Consider the following 21,651-nt stretch of genomic DNA (forward strand, 5'->3'; position numbering starts at 1 on the left):
TACGGTTTATCATGCCTGATTACCATCCTGGGTTCTGAGGCAGTAGGTTTTTATTTTTGTCAATTGAACTCTGTGGGACTGGCCATAGGTAATGTTTAATCTTTTCAAATTTTCGGTTTTGGGCAAGAAATCTCGGTTTAGTCCAGTCACCGATCAGATCATTCTGATTACTGTTGATACCTTCTGCATTTTTATTCAGTACATCTTCCGCAATTTTCCAGCGTAATATGTCAAAATATCGCTTATGTTCTGCAACAAACTCATGCCGTCTTTCTTCCCGAATCAATTTACGCATAACAGCCTGATCTGACAAATCACTATTGCTTAACAAAGGTAGGCCTGCCCTCTTTCTAATCTGATCAATCATGGTTTTGATCTGCAGATCACCAGGTTTAAACTCATTCAATGACTCAGCAATGATCAGTAGGGTTTCAGCATAGCGATAAATAGGCCAATTGGCAAAACCAGCATCTGTTTTAACATACTCCGGTTCGTTAAACTTCAGGTACATATACCCCGTAATTCCCCCGCCCTCACTGTTGATTTTTTCACCCATATTGTAAGCTGGGTGAGGTTGGTAAGCTGCATATTTGCCATTTGGACGCAATACATGTTCACCAGGTAACATAAATGTTTTTTTCAATCTTTTATCCCTGTTTTCCCAAGGTTTTGCCGGATCATATAAATTGGAACTGCGAATGTCTTTACCATCGGTACAGAGATAAGAATCAACCAGTTCGCGGGTCGGACAAAAACTTGCCCAACCGTTTCCTGTTATCCCCGTTCCTGCCGGAGAAGCCAGTACTGGTAACATATGGGTTATTTTATCTTCCACGTACTGTCTTGCCAAGATTACTTCAGTCGTATTGAGATTGTTGGCCTGCTTAAACACCTCCGCATAATCGTCGACTAAACCATATCCCATTTTTAAAACTTCGGATGCCGCCTCATAGGCCTGTTTCCACAACTGTGGATCTGCAGCTCCTTCATGATATTGTTTGATACTGGCTTTATGTAAATAGATATTTGCTTTTAACATGTAGGCTGCCCCCTTGTTTATTCTTCCCAAGTTTGCTCCGGTATGATGTTCCGGTAAATGATCGATAGCATAAACCACATTTTCAAGAGCATAGTCCAACACCAGGTTTTTATCTGTCCGCGGTAATGCACTTTCATCAAGATTGATCGGTTTATCTTTGATCAATGGGATACTACCGTAATGTTGTACCATTCTAAAATAACGCAATGCTAAAATAAACCGAGCCTCCGCTTCAAGTCTATTTTTTAGATCTTGCGTAAAAGACATTTTACTTAACTGTTGCAAATAATAAACACATTTCCGAATATCATCATATCTCCACTCCTCCTGAACGTAAGCAGTCGCCGCATTATGATTACCCATACTGATATACCCGAGGCCACCTTCACCCCAAGCATTGGTCATAACAGAGTTATCGCTTTGACAATCACGCCAGAAGTCCCGTTCTCCAGGTAATGCTGTATATACTGCATTAAGCCCCACCAAGGCATCATTTTCTGTTTTCCAAAAGTTTTTTTCTGCAGCCTCAGATAATGGATCTCTATCCAAAAACTTTTCACAGCTGCTAAAAAGCATTGTAATAGAAGCACAGATTAATATTTTGCTTATAAAATTGAATTTCATGATAATATATTTTTTAAAGACAATGAAATAGCCTGCAGTACTTTTTCCCTATTATACCGACAAACATTTCATGCTTTTTTAAAAGTTAAGATTAACACCAAATGAAAACGTTCTGGATAGAGGATAATAACTTCCTTCTGGATCAAAGCCAGGATATGCAGTGATCGTTGCCAGATTCTGTCCCGACAGAAATACCCGAAGTCCGTTTAGTTTCCAATTATCCATGAGACGTTTCGGAAACGTATATCCCACCTGCACATTCTGAATCTTGAGATAGTCGGCCTTTCTTAACCAATAGTCAGAATACTGCTGATCGTTAGAAGTATTTTGTAAGGACAATCTTGGATAACTCGCATCGGTATTCGTTGTTGTCCAATTATCCAGATGCATAGGTCTTGCATTCTGTGTTAGAAAAAATGCCCAGCCTTCATAACCGCTGATGTAACGTACATTTTGTAGTGTTCCATAAAAATTAGTCATCATATCCAGATTTCTCCATCCCAAACTGATATTCATACCAAATCGAATACTGGGCTTGTCCCGCAAAATCACACGATCCTCCCCATTGATTACGCCATCATGATTTTGATCTTGATAACGGATGTTCCCTGGAAAAACATTTGTTCCCTGCGATGCGCTGTTCTGAATTTCATCTTCAGATTGAAATAGTCCGATAGCTTGATATCCATAAGGAAGATTGAAGGTATGCCCGACCTCGGTATAGGTTGAGGAACCAATCCAAGGTCCTGTTCCTGCTAGATCCCTGACTTTATTGTTGGAAAAAGAAGTATTGAAGTCCACGGCCCAGTTCCAATCATTTTTTTGATCTTTGTAACCAACCAAAACTTCTAAACCAGAGCTCTTCAGTTTCAACAGGTTGTCTAACGGTCCTGTTAAACCAAATTCTGAAGGTACTGGAGGAGCATACAAGATCTTATCCCTATTATTTATAAAATAATCAATACTGAAATTGATTGTCTTGGCGATTCCCAGATCCAGACCAAAATTAGTCTGTTTCGATTCTTCCCAACTGATATTGGGATTGATCGACACATTGTTCCATGCCCCCGGAACAACCAAACCGTTAAACCCGTACATCGCAGGCTCATAGGCCAACACAGCTGCAGTTGCATAGTTACCCACCTTTTCTGCATCACCCAATATTCCCCAAGAACCTCTTAATTTTAAAGAGGAAATTAAATCCCAATGAAAAAAATCTTCCTGATGGATATTCCATCCGGCTGAAAAAGAGGGAAAAATACCCCAACGATAACCTTTTGCAAATCGTGATGAACCATCACCTCTTATATTTGCCTGCAAAAGATAGCGACCTTTATAATCATAATTTAAACGTCCAAATAACGATTGAATGGCTACATCTTTAGCCTGTCCAGCAGATCTCATATTTATTTGACTACCACTGTTAAGCACATCGACTTCTCCAAAAGGGAGATTCTCTCTAAATGCGGAAAAGTCTGATGTATTAAAATATTCCTGTGAGAATCCACCTAACAATTTGATGGAATGATCACCAACTTTCTTGTTATAATCTACTGTAAATTGGAGCATATTTCGGTAGTTATTACTCACTCCTTCCGTCAAGCCTGTTGTTCTATTCTGCACAGAAGCGACCTCCCCCTTATCATTGTAAAGATTATAAGTCAAGACCCGATCTTTACTCCAATTATCATAGGTATAACGTGAAAAATTCCCTTTAAACTCGAGATCTTGAATCGGTCTAAATACCACCTCAAAAATGCCCATCAGCTCCTTATACTTTTGTTTATTATAACCAGCTTCCTGTACACCCGCAATTGGATTATTCGCAATAGCAGAACCTGTTCCATACTGACCAAATGAATTTTTGATAAAATTAATCGGTGCTATACGCGTAGCTTGACTCTGCCAGGATTCAACCCCTCCCTGGGGTGTATTGATATAAGTTTCTGTATATTGAATATTAGCTCGCGCAGTTAATTTATCCGAAAGTTTAAATGTCATATCGGGCTTAAGGATCACACGGTTGTAATTATTTTTCGGTAGCGTCCCATTCTGATAATCGTGCGATGCCGAAAATCTATATTTCATTTTTTCTGTATTCCCGGAAAAAGCCAGATAGTTATTGGTGATCAAAGTATTACGTTTATAAATCTCTTCGTACCATTTTACATCTGCATATTTTCCATTTTTAAGATCTTCCAATCCTTTCTGGCCATAAAGAGGTGTCTTACCATCATTAGCCAAAGCTTGATCCCACAGCTTCATAAAATCTTCCGAGCCTACAAAATCAATCTGAAATTGTGGCGATTGTATACCTACTGAACTATTCAGTTCTATCCTTAATTTATCCATCTCCTGACCACTTTTGGTCGTAATCAGGATCACCCCATTTGCAGCGCGAGAACCATATATCGACGCCGAAGCGGCGTCTTTCAATACAGAAACACTTTCGATATCATTAGGATTGAGCGTATTGATATTTCCTGGCACACCATCAATCAAAATCAATGCACCAGAACTTCCTCCAATAGTGGATGTCCCCCGAATATTAATGGTAGCACCACTACCGACTGCTCCACTTCCTTTACTTATATTGAGCCCCGGGATAGTTCCAGCCAACAACTCCTGAACATTCGTGACGGGTTTAGTTTTTAATGCTTTTCCAACATTTACCACACCAACCGATCCAGTAAGATCCGATTTCTTCTGTGTTCCATATCCCACAACAACAACTTCATCCAGATTATTAACAACGCTCTGTAATGTAATCGTCACATTTCCACTCTGAGGAATCGTCACCACCTGTGTTTCATAACCGATGAAACTAATCTGCAATTTGTCACCATCAACAGCATTAATTTCAAATGTCCCCGATTCATCCGAATGCGTCACAACTTCACTATCAATTTTCTTAATCGTTACACCAGCAAGTGTGCCTCCTATACCATCTTTCACCACGCCCTTTACCTTCTTCTCTTGTGACGTTTTAAGCAACTCAACCTCTTTATTGACAATATGTCGTTTGGATGTTGCTTTTGACGCTATTATATACTGATTGCTAGATATTTTTTCAGCTTTCAGATTTATGCGAGCTAATAAAATATGAAGATCTTTCAATCTTATTGAAGCACTGTCAAAATTTTCTATTGATTGATTTTTAAGCACCTGATCAGCATATACAAAATAGATTTTTTCCCGTTTTGAAATCAGGGATAAAAGCTCATCTAACTTCATCGTACTGACTTTGCCGCTATTATTAAGCTGTTCACTGATGACGATTATATTCGTTTCACTAAACATGCCTGCAGCACGGGCTGTATGCGGACTAAGCACAAGAAGGCCAGGCCACATCAAGACGAATTGTTTGGTCCAGTTGCGGTTCATAATTTGATTTTGAGATTTATGGTTTTATTGATTATTTTTTTTAAAGATTATTTGGTCATTTTCCTTAACAATTTCAATGTTATAAATACCGCTTATAGAGCGGTAAAGATTTTCCTGGTCCCGAACATCAATCTCGCCGCTCATCGTGAAGCCCTGTACTTCCTTTGGTAGGTTATTTACAATATGTACACCTTGCGTGATTTCTAACCAGGTTACAATTTCATGCAGGCTCGTATTATTCAATTGCAACACGCCCGTATGCCAAGCATTCATAAGAACCGCTTTAATCGGCACCAATTTCAATTCATTTCCTTCACTTTTGACCACTTGTCCAGGTGCCATGATGACCTTTTTATCAAACTGATTAACTGATACACGACCTTCATCCAGAGCAATTAACTTGACATGTTTATTATTGATCATGTTGAAACGCGTTCCAAGAACTTTCACTTCAAATCCATCTCCTTTAACTGTAAATGGTACCCGAACTTTATCCTTTAATTTTTTTGCAACATGTAGATAAGCTTCTCCCTCAAGCTCAAGATGTCTACCCTGTTCATCTTCGCGATATTTAATCTGACTACCCTTATTTAAGATGACCCGACTACCATCCGGAAGAGATACTGAACGTTGGTCATTTGCAGAAACGATTGCTACAGTAGCAACAGATTTATAATCCAAAGGCATATTGAACCATAGCGCAAGCGATAGTATAGCGAAGATCATCGCTGCATATGGAATCCAACTGCTAACTATCCGCTTCAAGAATGAAGGTCGAGAAACGGGTGAATCCAAATATTCAACAAAGTCATCAACGGCCGACCAAACCTCTGATGCATACGCATCGCCATTAAACACGAATTGCTCAAAATAGTGCAGCTCATACAAAGTTCTAGCTAAGTAAGAAACAGGTCTATACGCTAGCCGTTCGGCAAACCATTGCTCCCATTCATCTTGTTCGACAAATTCGGAACGTGCTAATAGTTTACAGAATTCCTGATTTTCATACAAATCATGCAAAAGCTCATCTTCTTCAGGTAGTTTCATTTAAGTCATTTAGGTTCTTCTCAATATTTGTACATCGTACTATTAAAAGACACAAGATCTCAAACTTTACCCCACCCAATCATTAAAAATAACATATCACACTGATTATCAAGCAAAAATAATTCAACACATCAGAAAACAGATCGAAATCATATAAATTCTTATATTTGGTTGGCTGATAAAAGAAGCTTAAGCATCTATTTTTAATGAAACTACTAGAACACGATAATCAAGAGTGGAATAATTTCTGTGCGGGAAACCGTACATCTTTTAAAGTGATCTATGAGAATTATTTCAACAGTTTATTTCTGTATGGTTTACGCTTTACAGACAATCATGAGGTAATTAAAGATATCATCCAGAATCTGTTTTTTAAATTATGGGAAAACAGAAAGTCACTTCAGGATATTAAGCAACCACGAAGTTATCTGCACCGGGCCTTGCGCAACCTTTTGCTAAATAGTCAGCGTGACTCCAAACAGTACCTACATGAGCCTATTGACGAAGAACATTATTCATTTCAATTGGATTTACCTATAGAATCTACCATTATTCGTGAAGAAGAACGATTGGAAATTCATAAACAGTTGAAAGACGCTTTCCGTCACCTTACCTCAAAACAAAAGGAAATGCTGTACCTAAAATATGTGAAACAGCTTTCATTTGAAGAAATTTCCGAAATTTTTGGAATTTCAATAAAAGGTACTTATAAGCTACACCAAAGAGCTATACAATCATTAAGAGCACAACTTGGTCATATGGGAAATTCCCTTTTTTCCCTTATTGTATTGTACTTTCAGATCGTAAAATGATTTACTAAAATTCGATGAATTGATATTATTAAAAAAACGTGAAAGGTTTATATAGATTTTAAAATCGCATCCCTTGCCCATTTATTAGCAGTAAAATTTTACCTAACGTCCACAAGCTAAACAACAAGACAAGATTAAAGAAATAAGAATAAGGAAAGTTATTTTGATAGAAAAAGGATAAAAACCTTTCATTTTGGAGTATACCCTGAAATAAAAAAAGGAGATACTATTTGCATCTCCTTTTTTCCATTATAAGCCATTTGAACTTATTTAAATTTCAAAAGATTAATATGTTTACAATAAAAAACGCTCAAACCAGCTATATATAAAATGATGTCAGGAACAAACTTTAAATTTTCCGCCGTTAAGAATTATTTTTGACAACATCAACCATGTGATCCAGATCAAACGGTTTTTCAATATAGTCATCAGCTTTACAATCTTTTGCTGTTTGAGGCAAATCATATGATGTTGAAGTAAGAACGGCCGATAAATCCTCTGTTTCTGGATCACTTTTTAACTCTTCTATCACTTCCGTACCTTTCTTCCCTCCCCGAATATGCTCATCTACGACCACAACATCGGGTTCGATTTTGTCGATATTTTCAATGGGTTCGGTTGTTAATGATGAAGTAACATCAAAGCCTTCATCTGTCAAAACTTCATCCATGATTTCAAGGATATCTTCATCATCCTGAATAAGCACAACCTTTTTTTTCATATTTCCACCAATTTTGACACAAATATATAGATATAAAATTAATATTCTAAAATCCTCCTCAACACCTTTTTAACATGATAAAAAATTGACAATCAATAAAATATATAGTTAAATTTTTATCACAAAAATTCAGTTAAAATACAATAGTAGGATAATTTTAAAAAGGTCTGTTATAGCTATATAACATTACGCATTCTACTATCAAGTAACATGTGTATACAATCAAATCTATTTACCTCATAGAAACGGTATAGTTAAAGCCGGAAGTGCCTAGTCGATAATTTCATATTCAATGCGCCCCATTTTATAGATTCAAATGAATACAACATCTTACAGTTATCCGTACTTTATCCTTGTCATTACAAAAATATATGGATCATACTATTTTAAATTGTAGGTAGCCTATAACCATTATGGTAAGATGCCGATATTAATTTATCTGCATCTTCAGTACCAAAAGACCAGGTTTCTTGGTTCCAATAAATCTTCTTTCCCGTACGATAGGCAATGTTTCCCATTTGCGAAAATATCGCGATTGCAGCCCCGTCCTCAACAGGGCAGTTCAAAGTCGTTGAATCTCTGCTTTTCACTGCTTCAATAAAATTAACCGCATGCAGATTCAAACCGTCATCAACTGAACGCTGAAAAGCAATGCCATCCATACGACCCTTTTCAGGAATGACCTCCCAGCCGCCTCGGTTAAGCACTAAAGTACCATTATTTCCAATAAAAGCAACACCATGATCCTTTCCATAAGGACCACCGTCAATACCTGTAGCATGCTCCCATTGCACATTAAAACCCTCAAATTCATATACCGTGGTTAGCGTATCTGGAGTTTCGGCTGCATCTTGAGGATAAGCAAGCTTCCCTCCAGATGCCATAATTGAAATCGGTTTAGTCGCCTTCATCCCTAGCAGTGCATAATCAAGCATATGAACACCCCAATCTGTCATTAAGCCACCAGCATAATCCCAGTACCACCTAAAATCAAAATGAAATCTATTCGGATTAAAAGGATGTTTCTTTGCAGGACCCAACCACAAGTCATAATTCACACCTGCTGGAACTGGCCCATCAGGTTTAACAGGAATACTTTTCATCCAACCTTGGTATGCCCAAGCTTTTACCAGGCGGATCTTACCCAGCTTTCCGGAATGCACAAATGCTACTGCATCTCGAAAATGTTGTTGACTGCGTTGCCACTGCCCTACCTGAACAATGGATTTACTTTTCTTTACTGCATCCACCATCGCCCTGCATTCAGCGATCGAATTACCCAATGGTTTCTCAACATAAACATCTTTCCCCGCCTGGCAAGCTTCTATCATCTGTAAACAATGCCAATGATCAGGCGTACCGATAACCACAACATCCACATCTTTACTTTTTAATAAATCACGGTAGTTATTAAAACCTTTAACCGTGATACCTCTTGCTTCAAGCTCTTTTATCCGCTTCTGTAAAACATTGTTGTCCACATCACAAAGTGCTGTACAGACAACATCTGGATGTTTAAGGATCGCATTCAAATCGGACCATCCCATCCCGTTAATACCAATGGCACCAACACGAATTTTTTGCGTTGCACCCACTGAAGCATATAGCTTAGGAAATATAGAAGTTAGACCAGCTATTGTAACGACAGCGGTCGAGTTTTTAATAAATTTTCTTCTTGATGTGTTAGTCATAATTGTTTAAAATTTGTTCGTTTATTTTGGTTGATCGAGCGATAATACAAAGGGTCGTGCATCATTCTAGTTTATTTGTCTTAAAGACATTTAATATATAAAGAACCATATTTTATTCCAAAAAAACAAAAAAAATAGCAAATTGAAATATATCATTTGTATTTTCCATATTTTCTGAACCCTCAAAACCAATACTTTATAGTTGCTACACCTTTAAAAACAACCGCAAAGTAACGGGATCCTGAACGCATGGCTATATGAAGCTTTATGGTCCATGAAGTCATCGGCCTTTAGCGTATAAAAATGCTATTTTCAAATAGCTTGATAATACAATTTTAAGCTTCGAAACGTCATCATTACACCCCGATTTCTTTGATATTAAATATTTTTTAACTATCTTAACAAAACACTCAACAATTATCAGTTTTAAATTAAAAAACTGATAAATAAAATGTAAAAGTTATGATATTAAAAGAACAATTACAGAAAATCGCCAATGTAAAAAGTAATCCTTGTGTAACCATCTCGCTGAATACGCATCGTACTCACCCGGATAACCTCACGGATGCAGTTTCCTTGAAGAATTTACTTAAAGAAGCCGAAGATAGATTAACAACAACGTTTGATAAAAAAACAATAGCCCCCCTATTGGAAAAAATTCAAAACATAAGTACTAAAATCGATCTGAATTATAATCTGGACAGCCTCCATATTTTTCTTGCTAATGATACCGAAGAAATAATAAAATCAGCATGGGAAACAAGTCGTGAAGGCGTACATATCTCCGAAAGATTCGCTGTTCGCTCACTTATCAAATCCTATAATAGAAGTACAAACTATTTGCTGATGTTACTATCACAAAGTGGTGTACAAATTTATGAAGCGGTAAACGATAGCATAGTTACTGAAATAAAGAATGATGACTTTCCCTTTCCGGAGAATACGCTTCAGGTGGCCAACGCAGACCAAGCTAGTAATGCAAGAAAAGTAGATAATATGGTGCGTGAGTATTTAAATACTGTCGATAAAGCATTCGTAAAATTGCATCATGAAACGGGATTGCCCTGCGTCGTCATCAGTACAGAAGATAATTATGTCAAACTGCAAGAAGTAGCTGATATACCAGCGGCCTATATTGGACATGCTCCAATAAATTATAACCACGTTGCTCCTCATGAAATTGTAAAGCAATCTTGGGAGATTATTGAAACATTACAAAAACAGCAACGTACCGAAGCCATCAGTCAGATGAAAGAAGCTGTAGGAACAGGTAAAGTACTGACGGATTTGCAAGAAATCTATCAAGCTTCCCTGGATGGTCGCGGGGAACTTCTAATTATTAATAATGATTTTTCGCAGCCTGTAGTCATGACTGACGAAAGAACATTTGATCTCGTTGAGGATGCGAATCAAGAAGATGCCATAGATGATATTGTTAGCAATATCGCTTGGGAAGTACTGTCTAAAAAAGGTCGCGTTGTATTTACAACTCAGACCGACCTAGCTGATTTAGGTGAGATCGCATTGCAAGTCAGGTATTAAGAAGTGAGAACTATTAATACCATTTAAACAATTAACGAGGTGCGGGATAATATATTCCGCACCTTTTATTTTACTTTCAAAACCTCTTTTAATACATGCATCAGTTCAGTTCCTTGCAATTACTTTAGCATCTTTATCGATTAAAAAATTCATCGCTATTACATTTATGTCGTATTTTTCCTATAGGTTTGATATTATAATAAGGAATAATTGAATACAGTCAAATGATACAGTCTTTTTTACTCATTGGCCAATCAAATATGGCAGGCCGAGGTTACTTAAATGATGTACCTCAGATATTAAATGAAAATATTAAAGTTTTACGCAATGGCAGGTGGCAGATCATGTTTGAACCTATCCATAATGACCGCTCTACCGCAGGGGTTGGCCTTAGTTCCTCATTCGCAGCCTCATGGCAAACGCACAACAATGAACTTGAAATTGGACTCATCCCCTGTGCAGATGGCGGCACAAGCCTAGATGACTGGTCTATTGGAGGTGCACTTTTTGATCATGCAGTTGCGCAGGCCAAGTTAGCGATGCGCAGCAGCCAATTAGCAGGCATACTATGGCATCAGGGCGAGAACGATAGTTTTGCCCACACTGCTACACAGTATGCTGATAAATTTGAAAAAATAATAACTGAATTACGCTCACAATTGGACGCTCCGCATCTGCCTTTGATTATTGGTGAGATCGGAGGTTTCTTAACAGATGGGCTTTATGGCCAATATTTTACAAGCTACCCCAAAGTCAATGAAGAATTGTTAAGGTATGCACAATCACACGCACATTGTTATTATGTAACAGCCAAAAATTTGACTGCAAATGAAGATCAACTTCATTTCGATGCAAAATCTCAAAGAATATTAGGGCTTCGATATTATGAGGCTTTTGCGAAATTACAGCACATAACTACACCATTGTTAAATGAAAAAGCAAGAGTAGAAGATCTATATACAAGACCTATGACTCAAAATGAAAATAAGCTGCTATTGCAACACAGATTTGGTTCAGGAGAGATTTCTCAAGAAGAATTTTTAATAAAAATGAAAGCTCTTGGTATTTCATAAGTAGCACAAATAATGATAACTTTTGATTTTATCATAACAAAAGGAGTCTTCCAATACGTGTATTAAATAAGAAATTCTAAAAAACCATTTTTAATCATTTCAACAGAACATATGCTGAACTTTAATTTTACAGATTTTCCAACGTTGCATACAGATCGGTTAACATTAAAAAAAATACTCAAGAAGGATTATAACTTCATTCATAAACTACATTCCGATCCAGTTACAAATGCTTTTGTTGGCCGGGACAATGCGACGACTTTAAAACAGGCAGTCAAATACATTGAAAGAATCAATGGAATGGTAAAAAATAATGAGTGTCTGTACTGGGTGATCACTTTAAGTAACAATGATACTGTAATCGGTTCGGTCTGTTGCTGGAATTTTGATCATGAATCTGATATGGTCGAGATTGGTTATGAAATGTTACCAGAATTTCAGGGAAAAGGCTATATGAAAGAAGCTTTGCAGGCTGTTCTTACATTCACTTTCAATAATTTGAAAGCAGCAGTAATTACTGCATTTCCTTCATCAGATAATAGCAGTTCTGTAGCAATATTGAAAAAGCTAAATTTTGTATTTGAAAACCAGACTTACAACAACAAACACGTAAACATAGAAAATATAGTTACTTACACGTTAAGACCATAATCATAAAAACAAGTTTAAATGCCATAGTCTTAAATTTAGTTTTGTGACTATGGCATTCATGAAAGGTTATAACGTTTCTAAGATTTTACGGGCTTTTTCATTTTTAGTATTGATTTCAAGCACTTTTCGGTAGTTCAGCTTTGCTTTTTCTTTCTGTCCGTCTTTGAGATAAGCCTCAGCTAAACTATCGTAGACATTTTCACTCTCTGGATACAAGATCGTGTTGATGCTAAAAACAGCAATAGCCTGAGCATTTTTTTTCTGATGGAGGAGTTCATATCCTGTACCATTCAGAAAGCCTTCTGAAAGCTGCTCATGTTGTCTATCCTCTTGTTTTGCCTTTTGATATGCCTTTACACCTTTTTCAAAAGGACCTTCTAAAATTAATGCTAAGGGTACAGTTTCATCGCTGCCGATCTGAGGACTTTTAGATCGAACAGTTTTATCAGCTAAAGTCTGTACAAGTTCTTTTTTACCAGAACTTGAATCCATATCAAAACTCACCTTGAAATTCCAGTCTCGCATAGCGAATGTATTTTCCCCAACTTTGATAAGTTCCACCGGAGCATCCACATTGCGAACTGTCATCAGTTTACCATTTTCTTTATAGACTTTGATAAAACCATATTTTTCAAACTTGTAGCTCCCTAAATGAGCATTTAAATCTTGCTGACTTAACGGCAGAATTTGATTAGTTGCTGCAATATAGTTGGGCCAATGGTAGACTAATGCAACGGATCTCACGAGCTCATTGATAAACATTGGTTTGTTGGTGTTTGTAAGAATCACAACTCCGTCACCACTTGTTTTACTTCCAATAAAGCTACTACTAAACCCCTCATTCCAACCACCGTGGGTCACATAAACCTCTCCGTTGTAATTTTCTAGAAAAATGCCCAAACCTATAAAAGGTTCAATAAACGGACTCGTAAATTCTTCTGCCGTTTTTTTGGAAATTACCCTACTGCTTTTGCCACTAAGTGTATTTTGAATATCGATGACAAACTTAGCATAATCTTCGGCTGTAGACCACAGACCCGCAGCAGCCTGCTCCGGATAAATATGGTATCGTCCCTCCACTTTACGTCCATCGACACCATAGGCTGTAGCTGTGAACTGTGCTTGTGCTGCTGGAAGTGGCTGTGCAAAACTGCTGTTGTGCATATCAAGAGGGAGGAGCACTTTTTCACGCATAATAGTCGTAAAATCTTTCCCCTCGAGGTCCGAAAGCATTTGCTGCATCACCGTATATCCACCACCTGAATATCGAAAATTAGCCCCCGGAAGCTTATCAACAAAAACTGCAGGGGTATTGGACGGTTTTACGCCATTCAACACTTGAACAGCAGTAGGAAGAGGATCACTTACCTTATAGCCAGGAAATCCACTTACTGTAAAACCAGCAGTATGGCTCACAATATTTTTTAATGTCACTTTTTTCGATTTAGTCCATTCATTTTCAGAAACTTTCCATGACTTCAGATATAGATTAACATTACTATCAGGGTCTAACTTTCCCTCTTCCACGGCTTTCAAAGCCGCATAAGCGCTTACAGGCTTACTCATCGAAGCTACCTGGAAAAGTGTTTTTGAAGTTACTGGCGTTTTAGAATCAAGATCTGCATAGCCATACGTTTTACTCCAGATAACTTTCGAATCTTTGATAACAGCTATACTCACCCCAGGAACGTTATAAAACTGCATCCGGGAAACGATATCCCAAGAAGCTTCGCCCTCAAAACGGACTGGTGGGATTAATCCAGCTTCGACCTTGGAAATACCTTCCTGAATCGTCATGTGGGTCTGTGCAGAAGCAGTTCCTACCAACATTCCGAGAATAATTGTAAGGGAGAGCGGTTTTATAATCATCATATTTATCTTGGCTAAAAGTAAAAATTGAACACTGAATTCCTTTATGATTTGCAAATGAATTACTGATATGTAGTAATCGATTGGGAGACTTTCCAGTTACCGCCGTCATTGACCAAAGTTACAAGATCAGTCTTCGTAAATCCTTCAAACTGCATGGTTATTCTCGCTACTTTATAATCAGCGGAATCTTCTACGATTATCGTACTCGTTTTACAGTTCAGTTGATCTCCTTTTTGTTTTTTTAAGAATGAAACAACTTCTGAACGGCTATTGGTCCGCCCTTCTTTTGCGTTTATCTTTTGGGTGAAATCTGAAGTAAAAAGTTTTTCCAGCCCTGCTGATTCACCCGCAGTCATAATCGCTACGTAATGGTCGATAGCTAGCGTTGCTGTCGATAGATTGACAACTGTTTTTTTATTCGGTACTTTTGGTTTTGCGATCGCCATAGTGAAAGTCGATACTACGATCAAGGCTACTGCTACGAATGTGTTTGCTAAAGTTTTCATAATGTCTTTATTTTATATTGATGGTTAGTCGTTCTTTTATTGGTTCAAAAATAGTTTGTAAATCAATCGAAAACGATGACATTTAGACTAAGCTCAGGAAAAACTCGGTGAGTACAGGGAATTTATAGGTGAAAATATGGACATCAACCTGAATTGCAATTGCGCCAAATAGCGATACTTTCCAAAATTTATACAAGAAAATATCAATGAGGACGACAATTCCACTGATCACTTCAATAAAAATCCGACAAGCTGAAAGATCAAACGTCATCTTTGGCAGTCTTTCTTCCAATAAAAAAGACCATTAATCGGGATGTGATTTCCTTCAATATTTCACTTTTTGATCCTTATATTTGCAGAAATTAGAGAGGCCGAAAAACTACATCTATCACTTTATTTTGTTTATTAAATGAATATTGAGACATTACATTACCTACAGACATTCATTCATTATACCTTACATTTTTTAGCTCCAGGATTACTTTCGTATGTGTTTTTTAGAAAACAATGGAAACGTGCCTGGTTAATCATGATTGCTACAATGCTGGTTGATCTCGATCATTTGTTAGCGACTCCAATATTCGCACCAGATCGTTGCAGTATAGGCTTTCATCCACTTCACTCCTATTATGCAATTGCAGTATACTTTATCTTACTCTTTTTTCCTAAAACTCGAATTATTGCGGTTGGTTTACTCTTTCATATGTTAACAGACTGGCAAGACTGTCAATGGCATTGATCAACAAGATCTTAAAAGGTAATTATTAGACAATTACACCATTGATGATCACAGGCAAAACAAAGAGCGCAACTATTAATCATAACATCAAAAGCATACTAAAACCATTTTTTTAGAACTGATTCGCGTTCAGTACCTATTATCGACCGACATTAAAAACTAGACTTTGATATTTATATCCCGAAGCTAAATGAAGCCAATTTTAAAACTAATATTTCTTGCAACAACAGTTCTATTGACAAGTTGCCATTCATCAGCTCAATTAAAAGACAACTATTCAACAAAAATTGATAGTTTACTGCTAACTAAAAGTCCACGAGATTTTAATGGAGTAGTTTACATTGAACAAAATGGAATAACAAAATATGCAAAAGCATATGGACGAGCTGATTTTAGCAAAGAGATCCCCTTAAAAATTGACGACAAGTTTTCTACCATGTCCATAGCCAAACAATTTACCGCAGCACTTATTTTACAGCAAGTAGAAAAGGGAAAAATTGATTTGAAAAAACCTATTCGTAAATATTTGCCTGATTTGAAATATACTTGGGCGGATACCGTCACCGTCCATCAACTGCTCAACAACACTTCAGGATTATACAGCGACGATATAGACAAACCATTGAAATTTAAACCAGGATCTTCATTCAGTTATTCTAATATGGGTTATTATGTTGCTGGACTTGTTCTTGAAAAGCAAAGTGGGAAAAGTTTTGAAGCTTTAGTGACAGCACTATTTAAAAATTGTCACATGAACGATAGCTATTATCCAAATGAAATCAATAGCCAATTACTAACAAAAGGACATACCGTGTTTCAAGACAGAACTTTTAGACGCAACGAACAATTAAGTTTTGATGCTAGCCATACTTTTGGCAGTCACTTAATTGTTACTGCACCCGATCTTGCAAAGTGGAACGCATGTTTACATCAGGGAAAAGTTCTAAAACCTACCACCTACAAAGTGATGACAAGTTATGTTATAACCAACACACATCAGCTTTTCAGTAAAAATCCTATTGGTTACGGCTATGGTTTGCGAATAAATGATAAAGACAGTATTGCTGAAATTGGCCATACAGGATTTCACCCATCAGAAGGTTTTACGGCGGTTAATTTATACTATCCAAAAACTAAAACCAGTGTTATCATAATGGAAAATGTAGGGAATGAAAATTTTGATATTGCCTATCATTTTGAACAGGAAATCAGAAGAATCATTAAAGAAAGCAATCTTTTGAAATGAAGATGAGGCCTACACTTCATGGCTATTCAAGCAGAAATGTGGGCAATAAAGCATTCATTTTCAAACCTGTTAACTACACATTTTTTAAATAGCTCCGCAAATTTAAAAACTACTATAATAAATACGCTTACCCAATCATAGATAAGCGTATTTATTCTGAATGACAGAACAGTTTAGAACTTCCAAAACGATAAGTAATCACGTACCTTTCGACAACAACTCCGCCATACTGCGCTCATAACTTCAATAGCGTTTGGAATAATCAAAACGGTCTTAATTGCTAGTAACAGTACAAGTATCCGGATATAGATTCACAGTAAAAAAGTAACATCCGGTGCATCTCTGTCTATAATAGCTGCACTTTAATGCGGTGTTTGCCTGCCTCAAGCGCCATAGATTGCTTTTCTTTAGCATTACTAGGAGGAAAAAAGGTCGCTGTTGCATTGGCCGGAACTGTTACATCATAAGTAACAATATTCTTATTCTTTTTCCATTTAGATACAATATCACCATTCGGCGAAACATGTGTAATCTCGGAATGATCCAGTGTTTTCGGAAATATGGGCTTCAGAAGAATATGTTTAAATCCAGGCTGCTCAGGATCTGGTAAAATCCCACCCAAAGATTTAAAAAACCAGCCCCCTATTTCCCCAAACATCATATGGTTATCCGATATATCTCGTTTAGCATCAAGATCCCAATTCTCCAGTAATGTAGTAGCTCCGTTAACGACCCACCATCCCCAAGATGGATAAGAATCTTGAACAGCTACTTTATAAGCGGACTCCTCATAACCATTATTTTTGAGCGCATTCAACAATGCCTTTGCTCCTAATACACCAACATCTAGATGAAAACCGGATTCCTCAACTTTTTTATTCAGATTAAAAGCGACCTTTGTTTTCACATCTTCAGGAACAATATCCCAGTGCAGGGCCATGCTCAATTCAGTCTGCGTTCCACTTCCATAAATTCCTGTAGAAACATTCAGAAACTTTTCATTGATCGCCTTTTTGATTTTCTTACTTAAGCGATCATATTTCTCATAGTCATCCTGTTTTCCAAACATTTTCGCGGCAGCACTTAGAATTGTCGCATCCACATAGAAATAGATGGACGATGTCAATTCTAAATTTGAGGTAGACTTAACAGGTACCCAGTCTCCACGCCCAAAAGTAGTCAATGCTTCCGGACTGATACGGTCTACATAATCGACATAATTCTTAATATTCTGGTAGGAATCTTCCAAAAGCCTGTTATCGCCATAAAACATATATACCTGCCATGGAATAATTGCGATTGTACTGGTCCAGTCCAGCCCATTTGCATCACCATATCCCCAGCCACCTGTTGGAATAATATCTGGTAAAACACCATTGGGCTGTTGTTCGTCACGGTGATCGGCAATCCATTTTTCATAGACAGTAATTCCATCAAAATTATAAAATGCTGTTTCGATTGCCAGATGGCCATCACCCGTCCAGCCATTCTTTTCCCTTTGCGGACAATCCGTAGGATACCCCATCAGATTGGATAAATACGCATTATTAGTAACCTTCCAAAGATCATTGACCAACTTTGACGACGTCTTAACCTCACCCTTTGCAGCCACATCACTGTGGACAAAATACGATGTAATATTCAGATCTTTTAAGTCCAATGGTTCACTACTGGACACCTCTACATAACGGAACCCCTTATAGTTAAACTTTGGCATGAACTCATCCTGCTTTTTGCCACTCAGTATTAAAATATCCGTTTGAAAAGGATCAGTCTCTTTGTCACCTCTAAAATAAACATCAATATTAGACTGATCCAGACGCCCATCTTGATGTAATCGTTCCCCGTGTTTAATCTTTAATACCGTTCCTGCTGTCCCACTGGCTTTCACTTTAGTGATGCCTGACATATTCTGCCCCATGTCAAAAACGTAGGTTTTATCATCTATTCTTTTAACGCTTTTTGGAGTAAAAGTATTTACCATACGAATTGGAACCGTCTGTTGCGCCACAATCAAATCAGCAGGTGCACTGCGATACCGCACACCATTCCATTTTGAATCATCAAAATCCGCTTCATCCCATCCTTTCTGCTCCAATCTCGCATCATAATGTTCACCGGTGTAGATGCTATTGAATATAATGGGCCCTGAAGAAGTTTTCCAATCGCGCCCGGATGAAATTGTCTCTTCCGTCCCATCGGTATATACAATACGTAAATCCATGCAAAATGTAGGTCGATTGCGCCACGGCGCATTGTTGAAGTCCCATACAGCAAGTGACTGATGGTTGTACCAACCATTTCCAAGTATCACTCCGATTGCATTATTTCCACTTTTAATCTGTGCAGTCACATCATGGACAACATATAACAGCCTTTTATCAAAGCGTGTATACATAGGATCGAGGATGTTCTTTCCAACTTTCGCTCCGTTTAATGAAAGCTCATAAAGACCCGCTGCGGCAATATAGGCCCGAGCATACTTAACCGTTTTATTCGTTGTAAACTTTTTACGAAAATATGGTGCAGGTTTATCATTTTCGTTGGCATGATCACTAATCCATGCACCTTTCCAGTTGAACCTTGACATCATGCCCGTTTCAAAAGAAGCAACGCCCGAACTGCTTGCTCTTCCATCCTTATCCCATACAGTAACTTTCCAGAAATATCGTGTCAGTGCATGTAGATCGTTGCCCGCATAACGAACAAGAATATTATCTTTCATGAGTTTTCCTGTATCCCAAATATCCCCTTTATTATTGACAATTGACAATGAGTCAGTTCCCACTATAACTTGATAGGCCACTTGCTTAGCCCCCTGCCGATCGTCTTTCAGCATCCAAGTAAATCGGGGTTGCTCCACATCAATACCCAATGGATTGACCAGATGCTCACATTGAAGTGCGATAGGTTCAAAGTCAGCTCCCTTTTTCTGACCATAAAGATTGCAGGAAGCACATAAGCCCACCAGCAATAGTATATTTTTCATTCTTGATTTATTGTTATTCATCTTTTCAATATGGTATGAATCGTATGCATCATTGGCTTAGGTTTATCTATTTTTCAGATTAGCTATAGGAACGCGCATTCCAAGACATCAACCTCAAAAAGATTATGCTAGCAAATTATAATTAGACGTAGATAAAACGGGTTCCAAATAGTATGCAAACAGACCAAATATAACCATTATTGATACAATAACTGTCCCGTACCAACCTGCTCCTGCCCGTTAACAACACAAGAAGTTCATTTTAAAACTTGTAAGATAAAAAAACAAAATCTATAGATGATCAATTAATACTAACTTGAATTCAACAATATCTACAAAAAGTAATGCATCGTTAATCTTAACATCTTCAATATATCACAATAACGCCACACCTATATCACTTTCAGTAAAACGCACCTACCACCAAATACTGAAATAACTTTAAATACTTCATCGCATTATAATTATTCCATTGTACTTCAGACGATCCATCGTTATAAACTATTTTTAAATTTAAATCATAATCATAATATATTTTTAGGCTCATCACAGCATTATAGTCAATGCTATTTCTCTCCCTTATTTGCGTAAATAAGCTTATCAGTTTGTGATTCTCATAAGATGCATCATCCTCAACAATTCGATCAATATTTCGAGAAGCTTCAGAACTGGGATCAGATCCATAAGTGCCCCTCAAGAAAAAATTAAGTATTTCAACTCCTTCATCAAGTTTTGTGCTCGCTATCGTTTTCTCCTGCTGATCATATGCTAGCATGAACAACAAACTGAATAAAATAATCAATGCATGATTAGCGATTTTTCCAAGAGTAGAGTCAATAAATTGAATAATCATTTTTAATTTATATTTTTCATGAATCTCAATGCCAACTATTCTACCAAAAACATATTTCACTCATTAACAGGTTATTGATAAATAATAAGAACAACAGGTTAACCATAATCGGACACTACCTGTTCACAATCGAACAATCTAATCAATGACCCATATTCCTACTATGAAAATTCCCTTACATTATCACCTCTTTTTAAAAGAGTATTTATGAAGGTCTATCTTCTGCCGTTTTGCACAGCAGAAGATAGAAGTCAACTTCTGCAATGGCTATAATCAATTAAAATGCAACAAAATTTGAAATTAACCTTGAAATATATTACCTTTAGTATGAAACCAAAAGCGGGTTTAGGGCTGTACTTAAAGGCTTTATCACGCATAATTATAAATCATTAATTACAAACAATGGATAATTTAAAAAATTATAAGTTCGGTGTATTCTATTATAACCCTTCAGACCCGCGTCTATTAGTACCTAAAACACGCTCGAGTATACACGGATACACATTGAATTTTGCAAAACCCATCAGTTCTGTCATATTGGGCATATTCATCTTCCCTGCTGTAGCACTTCTTTACCTAATTTTCAGAAGCTAACTATTTTAAAATATCAATTAAGAGCATAAGCACTTTCCAAAACAATAAGATGCGATTAAAACGTTCTAGAAAGGCTTGAATGAAAGTTATTATATTGATTTACGACAGAATTTTTCATTAAAACTGCGGGGACAACATTAATAATTTTAATAAAATTAATGAAGCTTTATGTAAAAGTTAGGGGAACGAATAAATATATGAAACAATGTTCGCTATTATTTTTATAAAAAAGGTTCAATGACCTCGATTGAACCTTTAGAACTTTAAG

Annotated in this window: 17 protein-coding genes; 7 read left to right on the forward strand and 10 right to left on the reverse strand. The window is 37.1% G+C overall.

All coding sequences use genetic code 11. The features are described 5' to 3' along the window. Nucleotides 1–19: 19 nt before the first annotated feature. From ACFS6I_RS11370 to ACFS6I_RS11380, 3 genes are all read right to left on the reverse strand, one after another. The gene (locus ACFS6I_RS11370) at nt 20–1,663 is read right to left on the reverse strand and encodes a RagB/SusD family nutrient uptake outer membrane protein (RefSeq protein WP_380920583.1); all 1,644 of its coding nucleotides are present in this window, start codon (nt 1,661–1,663) and stop codon (nt 20–22) included. Between the two features lie 78 nt (nt 1,664–1,741). Further along, complete coding sequence (locus tag ACFS6I_RS11375) at nt 1,742–5,047, reverse strand: SusC/RagA family TonB-linked outer membrane protein (protein WP_380920585.1); 3,306 nt, start codon at nt 5,045–5,047, stop codon at nt 1,742–1,744. Between the two features lie 24 nt (nt 5,048–5,071). After that, entirely contained in the window at nt 5,072–6,094 is a 1,023-nt protein-coding gene (locus tag ACFS6I_RS11380) for a FecR family protein (RefSeq protein WP_380920587.1), read from the reverse strand. Between the two features lie 206 nt (nt 6,095–6,300). Between ACFS6I_RS11380 and ACFS6I_RS11385 the strand changes: the two genes are divergently transcribed. Further along, nucleotides 6,301–6,906 (forward strand): RNA polymerase sigma factor, encoded by a 606-nt coding sequence (locus ACFS6I_RS11385; protein WP_380920589.1) that lies wholly within the window; start codon nt 6,301–6,303, stop codon nt 6,904–6,906. Nucleotides 6,907–7,270: 364 nt separating this feature from the next. Here the strand turns inward: ACFS6I_RS11385 and ACFS6I_RS11390 are convergent, their stop codons facing one another. Both ACFS6I_RS11390 and ACFS6I_RS11395 read right to left on the reverse strand, forming a co-directional pair. Further along, the gene (locus tag ACFS6I_RS11390; protein ID WP_380920591.1) at nt 7,271–7,627 is read right to left on the reverse strand and encodes a response regulator; all 357 of its coding nucleotides are present in this window, start codon (nt 7,625–7,627) and stop codon (nt 7,271–7,273) included. A gap of 386 nt (nt 7,628–8,013) precedes the next feature. Continuing rightward, on the reverse strand, nt 8,014–9,318 hold the full coding sequence (locus tag ACFS6I_RS11395) for a Gfo/Idh/MocA family protein (protein ID WP_380920593.1): 1,305 nt from the start codon (nt 9,316–9,318) through the stop codon (nt 8,014–8,016). 462 nt (nt 9,319–9,780) lie between these two features. Between ACFS6I_RS11395 and ACFS6I_RS11400 the strand changes: the two genes are divergently transcribed. The 3 genes from ACFS6I_RS11400 to ACFS6I_RS11410 all read left to right on the forward strand — a co-directional run bounded on the left by ACFS6I_RS11400 (nt 9,781) and on the right by ACFS6I_RS11410 (nt 12,584). Then, a complete protein-coding gene (locus ACFS6I_RS11400; RefSeq protein ID WP_380920595.1) occupies nt 9,781–10,860 on the forward strand; it encodes a baeRF3 domain-containing protein in 1,080 nt (359 codons plus the stop codon). 224 nt (nt 10,861–11,084) lie between these two features. Beyond that, nucleotides 11,085–11,933, forward strand: a complete 849-nt coding sequence (locus ACFS6I_RS11405) for a sialate O-acetylesterase (RefSeq protein ID WP_380920597.1) — start codon at nt 11,085–11,087, stop codon at nt 11,931–11,933. A gap of 111 nt (nt 11,934–12,044) precedes the next feature. Then, nucleotides 12,045–12,584: a GNAT family N-acetyltransferase gene (locus tag ACFS6I_RS11410; protein WP_380920599.1), complete on the forward strand. Its 540-nt coding sequence runs from the start codon at nt 12,045–12,047 to the stop codon at nt 12,582–12,584. Nucleotides 12,585–12,650: 66 nt separating this feature from the next. Here the strand turns inward: ACFS6I_RS11410 and ACFS6I_RS11415 are convergent, their stop codons facing one another. The 3 genes from ACFS6I_RS11415 to ACFS6I_RS11425 form a co-directional block, all read right to left on the reverse strand. Further along, nucleotides 12,651–14,456 carry a serine hydrolase gene (locus ACFS6I_RS11415; RefSeq protein ID WP_380920601.1) on the reverse strand — a complete coding sequence of 602 codons (1,806 nt, stop codon included), beginning with the start codon at nt 14,454–14,456 and terminating at the stop codon, nt 12,651–12,653. Nucleotides 14,457–14,515: 59 nt separating this feature from the next. Next, nucleotides 14,516–14,962: a nuclear transport factor 2 family protein gene (locus ACFS6I_RS11420; protein WP_380920603.1), complete on the reverse strand. Its 447-nt coding sequence runs from the start codon at nt 14,960–14,962 to the stop codon at nt 14,516–14,518. Between the two features lie 82 nt (nt 14,963–15,044). Then, nucleotides 15,045–15,254, reverse strand: coding sequence for a hypothetical protein (locus ACFS6I_RS11425; RefSeq protein WP_380920605.1), 210 nt, complete (start codon nt 15,252–15,254; stop codon nt 15,045–15,047). A 117-nt stretch (nt 15,255–15,371) separates the two neighbouring features. On the opposite strand from ACFS6I_RS11425, the gene ACFS6I_RS11430 reads away from it, so the two are divergent. Both ACFS6I_RS11430 and ACFS6I_RS11435 read left to right on the forward strand, forming a co-directional pair. Further along, nucleotides 15,372–15,701, forward strand: coding sequence for a DUF6122 family protein (locus tag ACFS6I_RS11430; RefSeq protein ID WP_132767578.1), 330 nt, complete (start codon nt 15,372–15,374; stop codon nt 15,699–15,701). 190 nt (nt 15,702–15,891) lie between these two features. Then, nucleotides 15,892–16,947, forward strand: a complete 1,056-nt coding sequence (locus ACFS6I_RS11435; protein ID WP_380920607.1) for a serine hydrolase domain-containing protein — start codon at nt 15,892–15,894, stop codon at nt 16,945–16,947. A 346-nt stretch (nt 16,948–17,293) separates the two neighbouring features. Here ACFS6I_RS11435 and ACFS6I_RS11440 read toward each other — a convergent pair whose 3' ends face one another. Together ACFS6I_RS11440 and ACFS6I_RS11445 are read right to left on the reverse strand one after the other, a co-directional pair. Continuing rightward, entirely contained in the window at nt 17,294–19,936 is a 2,643-nt protein-coding gene (locus tag ACFS6I_RS11440) for an alpha-L-rhamnosidase (RefSeq protein WP_380920609.1), read from the reverse strand. 403 nt (nt 19,937–20,339) lie between these two features. Beyond that, nucleotides 20,340–20,789 carry a hypothetical protein gene (locus tag ACFS6I_RS11445; RefSeq protein ID WP_380920611.1) on the reverse strand — a complete coding sequence of 150 codons (450 nt, stop codon included), beginning with the start codon at nt 20,787–20,789 and terminating at the stop codon, nt 20,340–20,342. A gap of 402 nt (nt 20,790–21,191) precedes the next feature. Between ACFS6I_RS11445 and ACFS6I_RS11450 the strand changes: the two genes are divergently transcribed. Beyond that, nucleotides 21,192–21,383, forward strand: a complete 192-nt coding sequence (locus ACFS6I_RS11450) for a hypothetical protein (protein WP_084825366.1) — start codon at nt 21,192–21,194, stop codon at nt 21,381–21,383. The last annotated feature ends 268 nt before the right edge of the window (nt 21,384–21,651 follow it).

Origin of the sequence: Sphingobacterium anhuiense (assembly GCF_042686355.1) — a bacterium.
GTDB classification, from domain to species: Bacteria; Bacteroidota; Bacteroidia; order Sphingobacteriales; family Sphingobacteriaceae; genus Sphingobacterium; species Sphingobacterium anhuiense.

Coding starts and splice junctions, on each gene's coding strand:
- ACFS6I_RS11390 (WP_380920591.1), bottom strand. CDS start 7,627: ATGAAAAAAAAGGTTGTGCTTATTCAGGATGATGAAGATATCCTTGAA.
- ACFS6I_RS11420 (WP_380920603.1), bottom strand. CDS start 14,962: ATGAAAACTTTAGCAAACACATTCGTAGCAGTAGCCTTGATCGTAGTA.
- ACFS6I_RS11440 (WP_380920609.1), bottom strand. CDS start 19,936: ATGAAAAATATACTATTGCTGGTGGGCTTATGTGCTTCCTGCAATCTT.
- ACFS6I_RS11415 (WP_380920601.1), bottom strand. CDS start 14,456: ATGATGATTATAAAACCGCTCTCCCTTACAATTATTCTCGGAATGTTG.
- ACFS6I_RS11400 (WP_380920595.1), top strand. CDS start 9,781: ATGATATTAAAAGAACAATTACAGAAAATCGCCAATGTAAAAAGTAAT.
- ACFS6I_RS11435 (WP_380920607.1), top strand. CDS start 15,892: ATGAAGCCAATTTTAAAACTAATATTTCTTGCAACAACAGTTCTATTG.
- ACFS6I_RS11405 (WP_380920597.1), top strand. CDS start 11,085: ATGATACAGTCTTTTTTACTCATTGGCCAATCAAATATGGCAGGCCGA.
- ACFS6I_RS11430 (WP_132767578.1), top strand. CDS start 15,372: ATGAATATTGAGACATTACATTACCTACAGACATTCATTCATTATACC.
- ACFS6I_RS11385 (WP_380920589.1), top strand. CDS start 6,301: ATGAAACTACTAGAACACGATAATCAAGAGTGGAATAATTTCTGTGCG.
- ACFS6I_RS11380 (WP_380920587.1), bottom strand. CDS start 6,094: ATGAAACTACCTGAAGAAGATGAGCTTTTGCATGATTTGTATGAAAAT.
- ACFS6I_RS11450 (WP_084825366.1), top strand. CDS start 21,192: ATGGATAATTTAAAAAATTATAAGTTCGGTGTATTCTATTATAACCCT.
- ACFS6I_RS11445 (WP_380920611.1), bottom strand. CDS start 20,789: ATGATTATTCAATTTATTGACTCTACTCTTGGAAAAATCGCTAATCAT.
- ACFS6I_RS11395 (WP_380920593.1), bottom strand. CDS start 9,318: ATGACTAACACATCAAGAAGAAAATTTATTAAAAACTCGACCGCTGTC.
- ACFS6I_RS11370 (WP_380920583.1), bottom strand. CDS start 1,663: ATGAAATTCAATTTTATAAGCAAAATATTAATCTGTGCTTCTATTACA.
- ACFS6I_RS11375 (WP_380920585.1), bottom strand. CDS start 5,047: ATGAACCGCAACTGGACCAAACAATTCGTCTTGATGTGGCCTGGCCTT.
- ACFS6I_RS11410 (WP_380920599.1), top strand. CDS start 12,045: ATGCTGAACTTTAATTTTACAGATTTTCCAACGTTGCATACAGATCGG.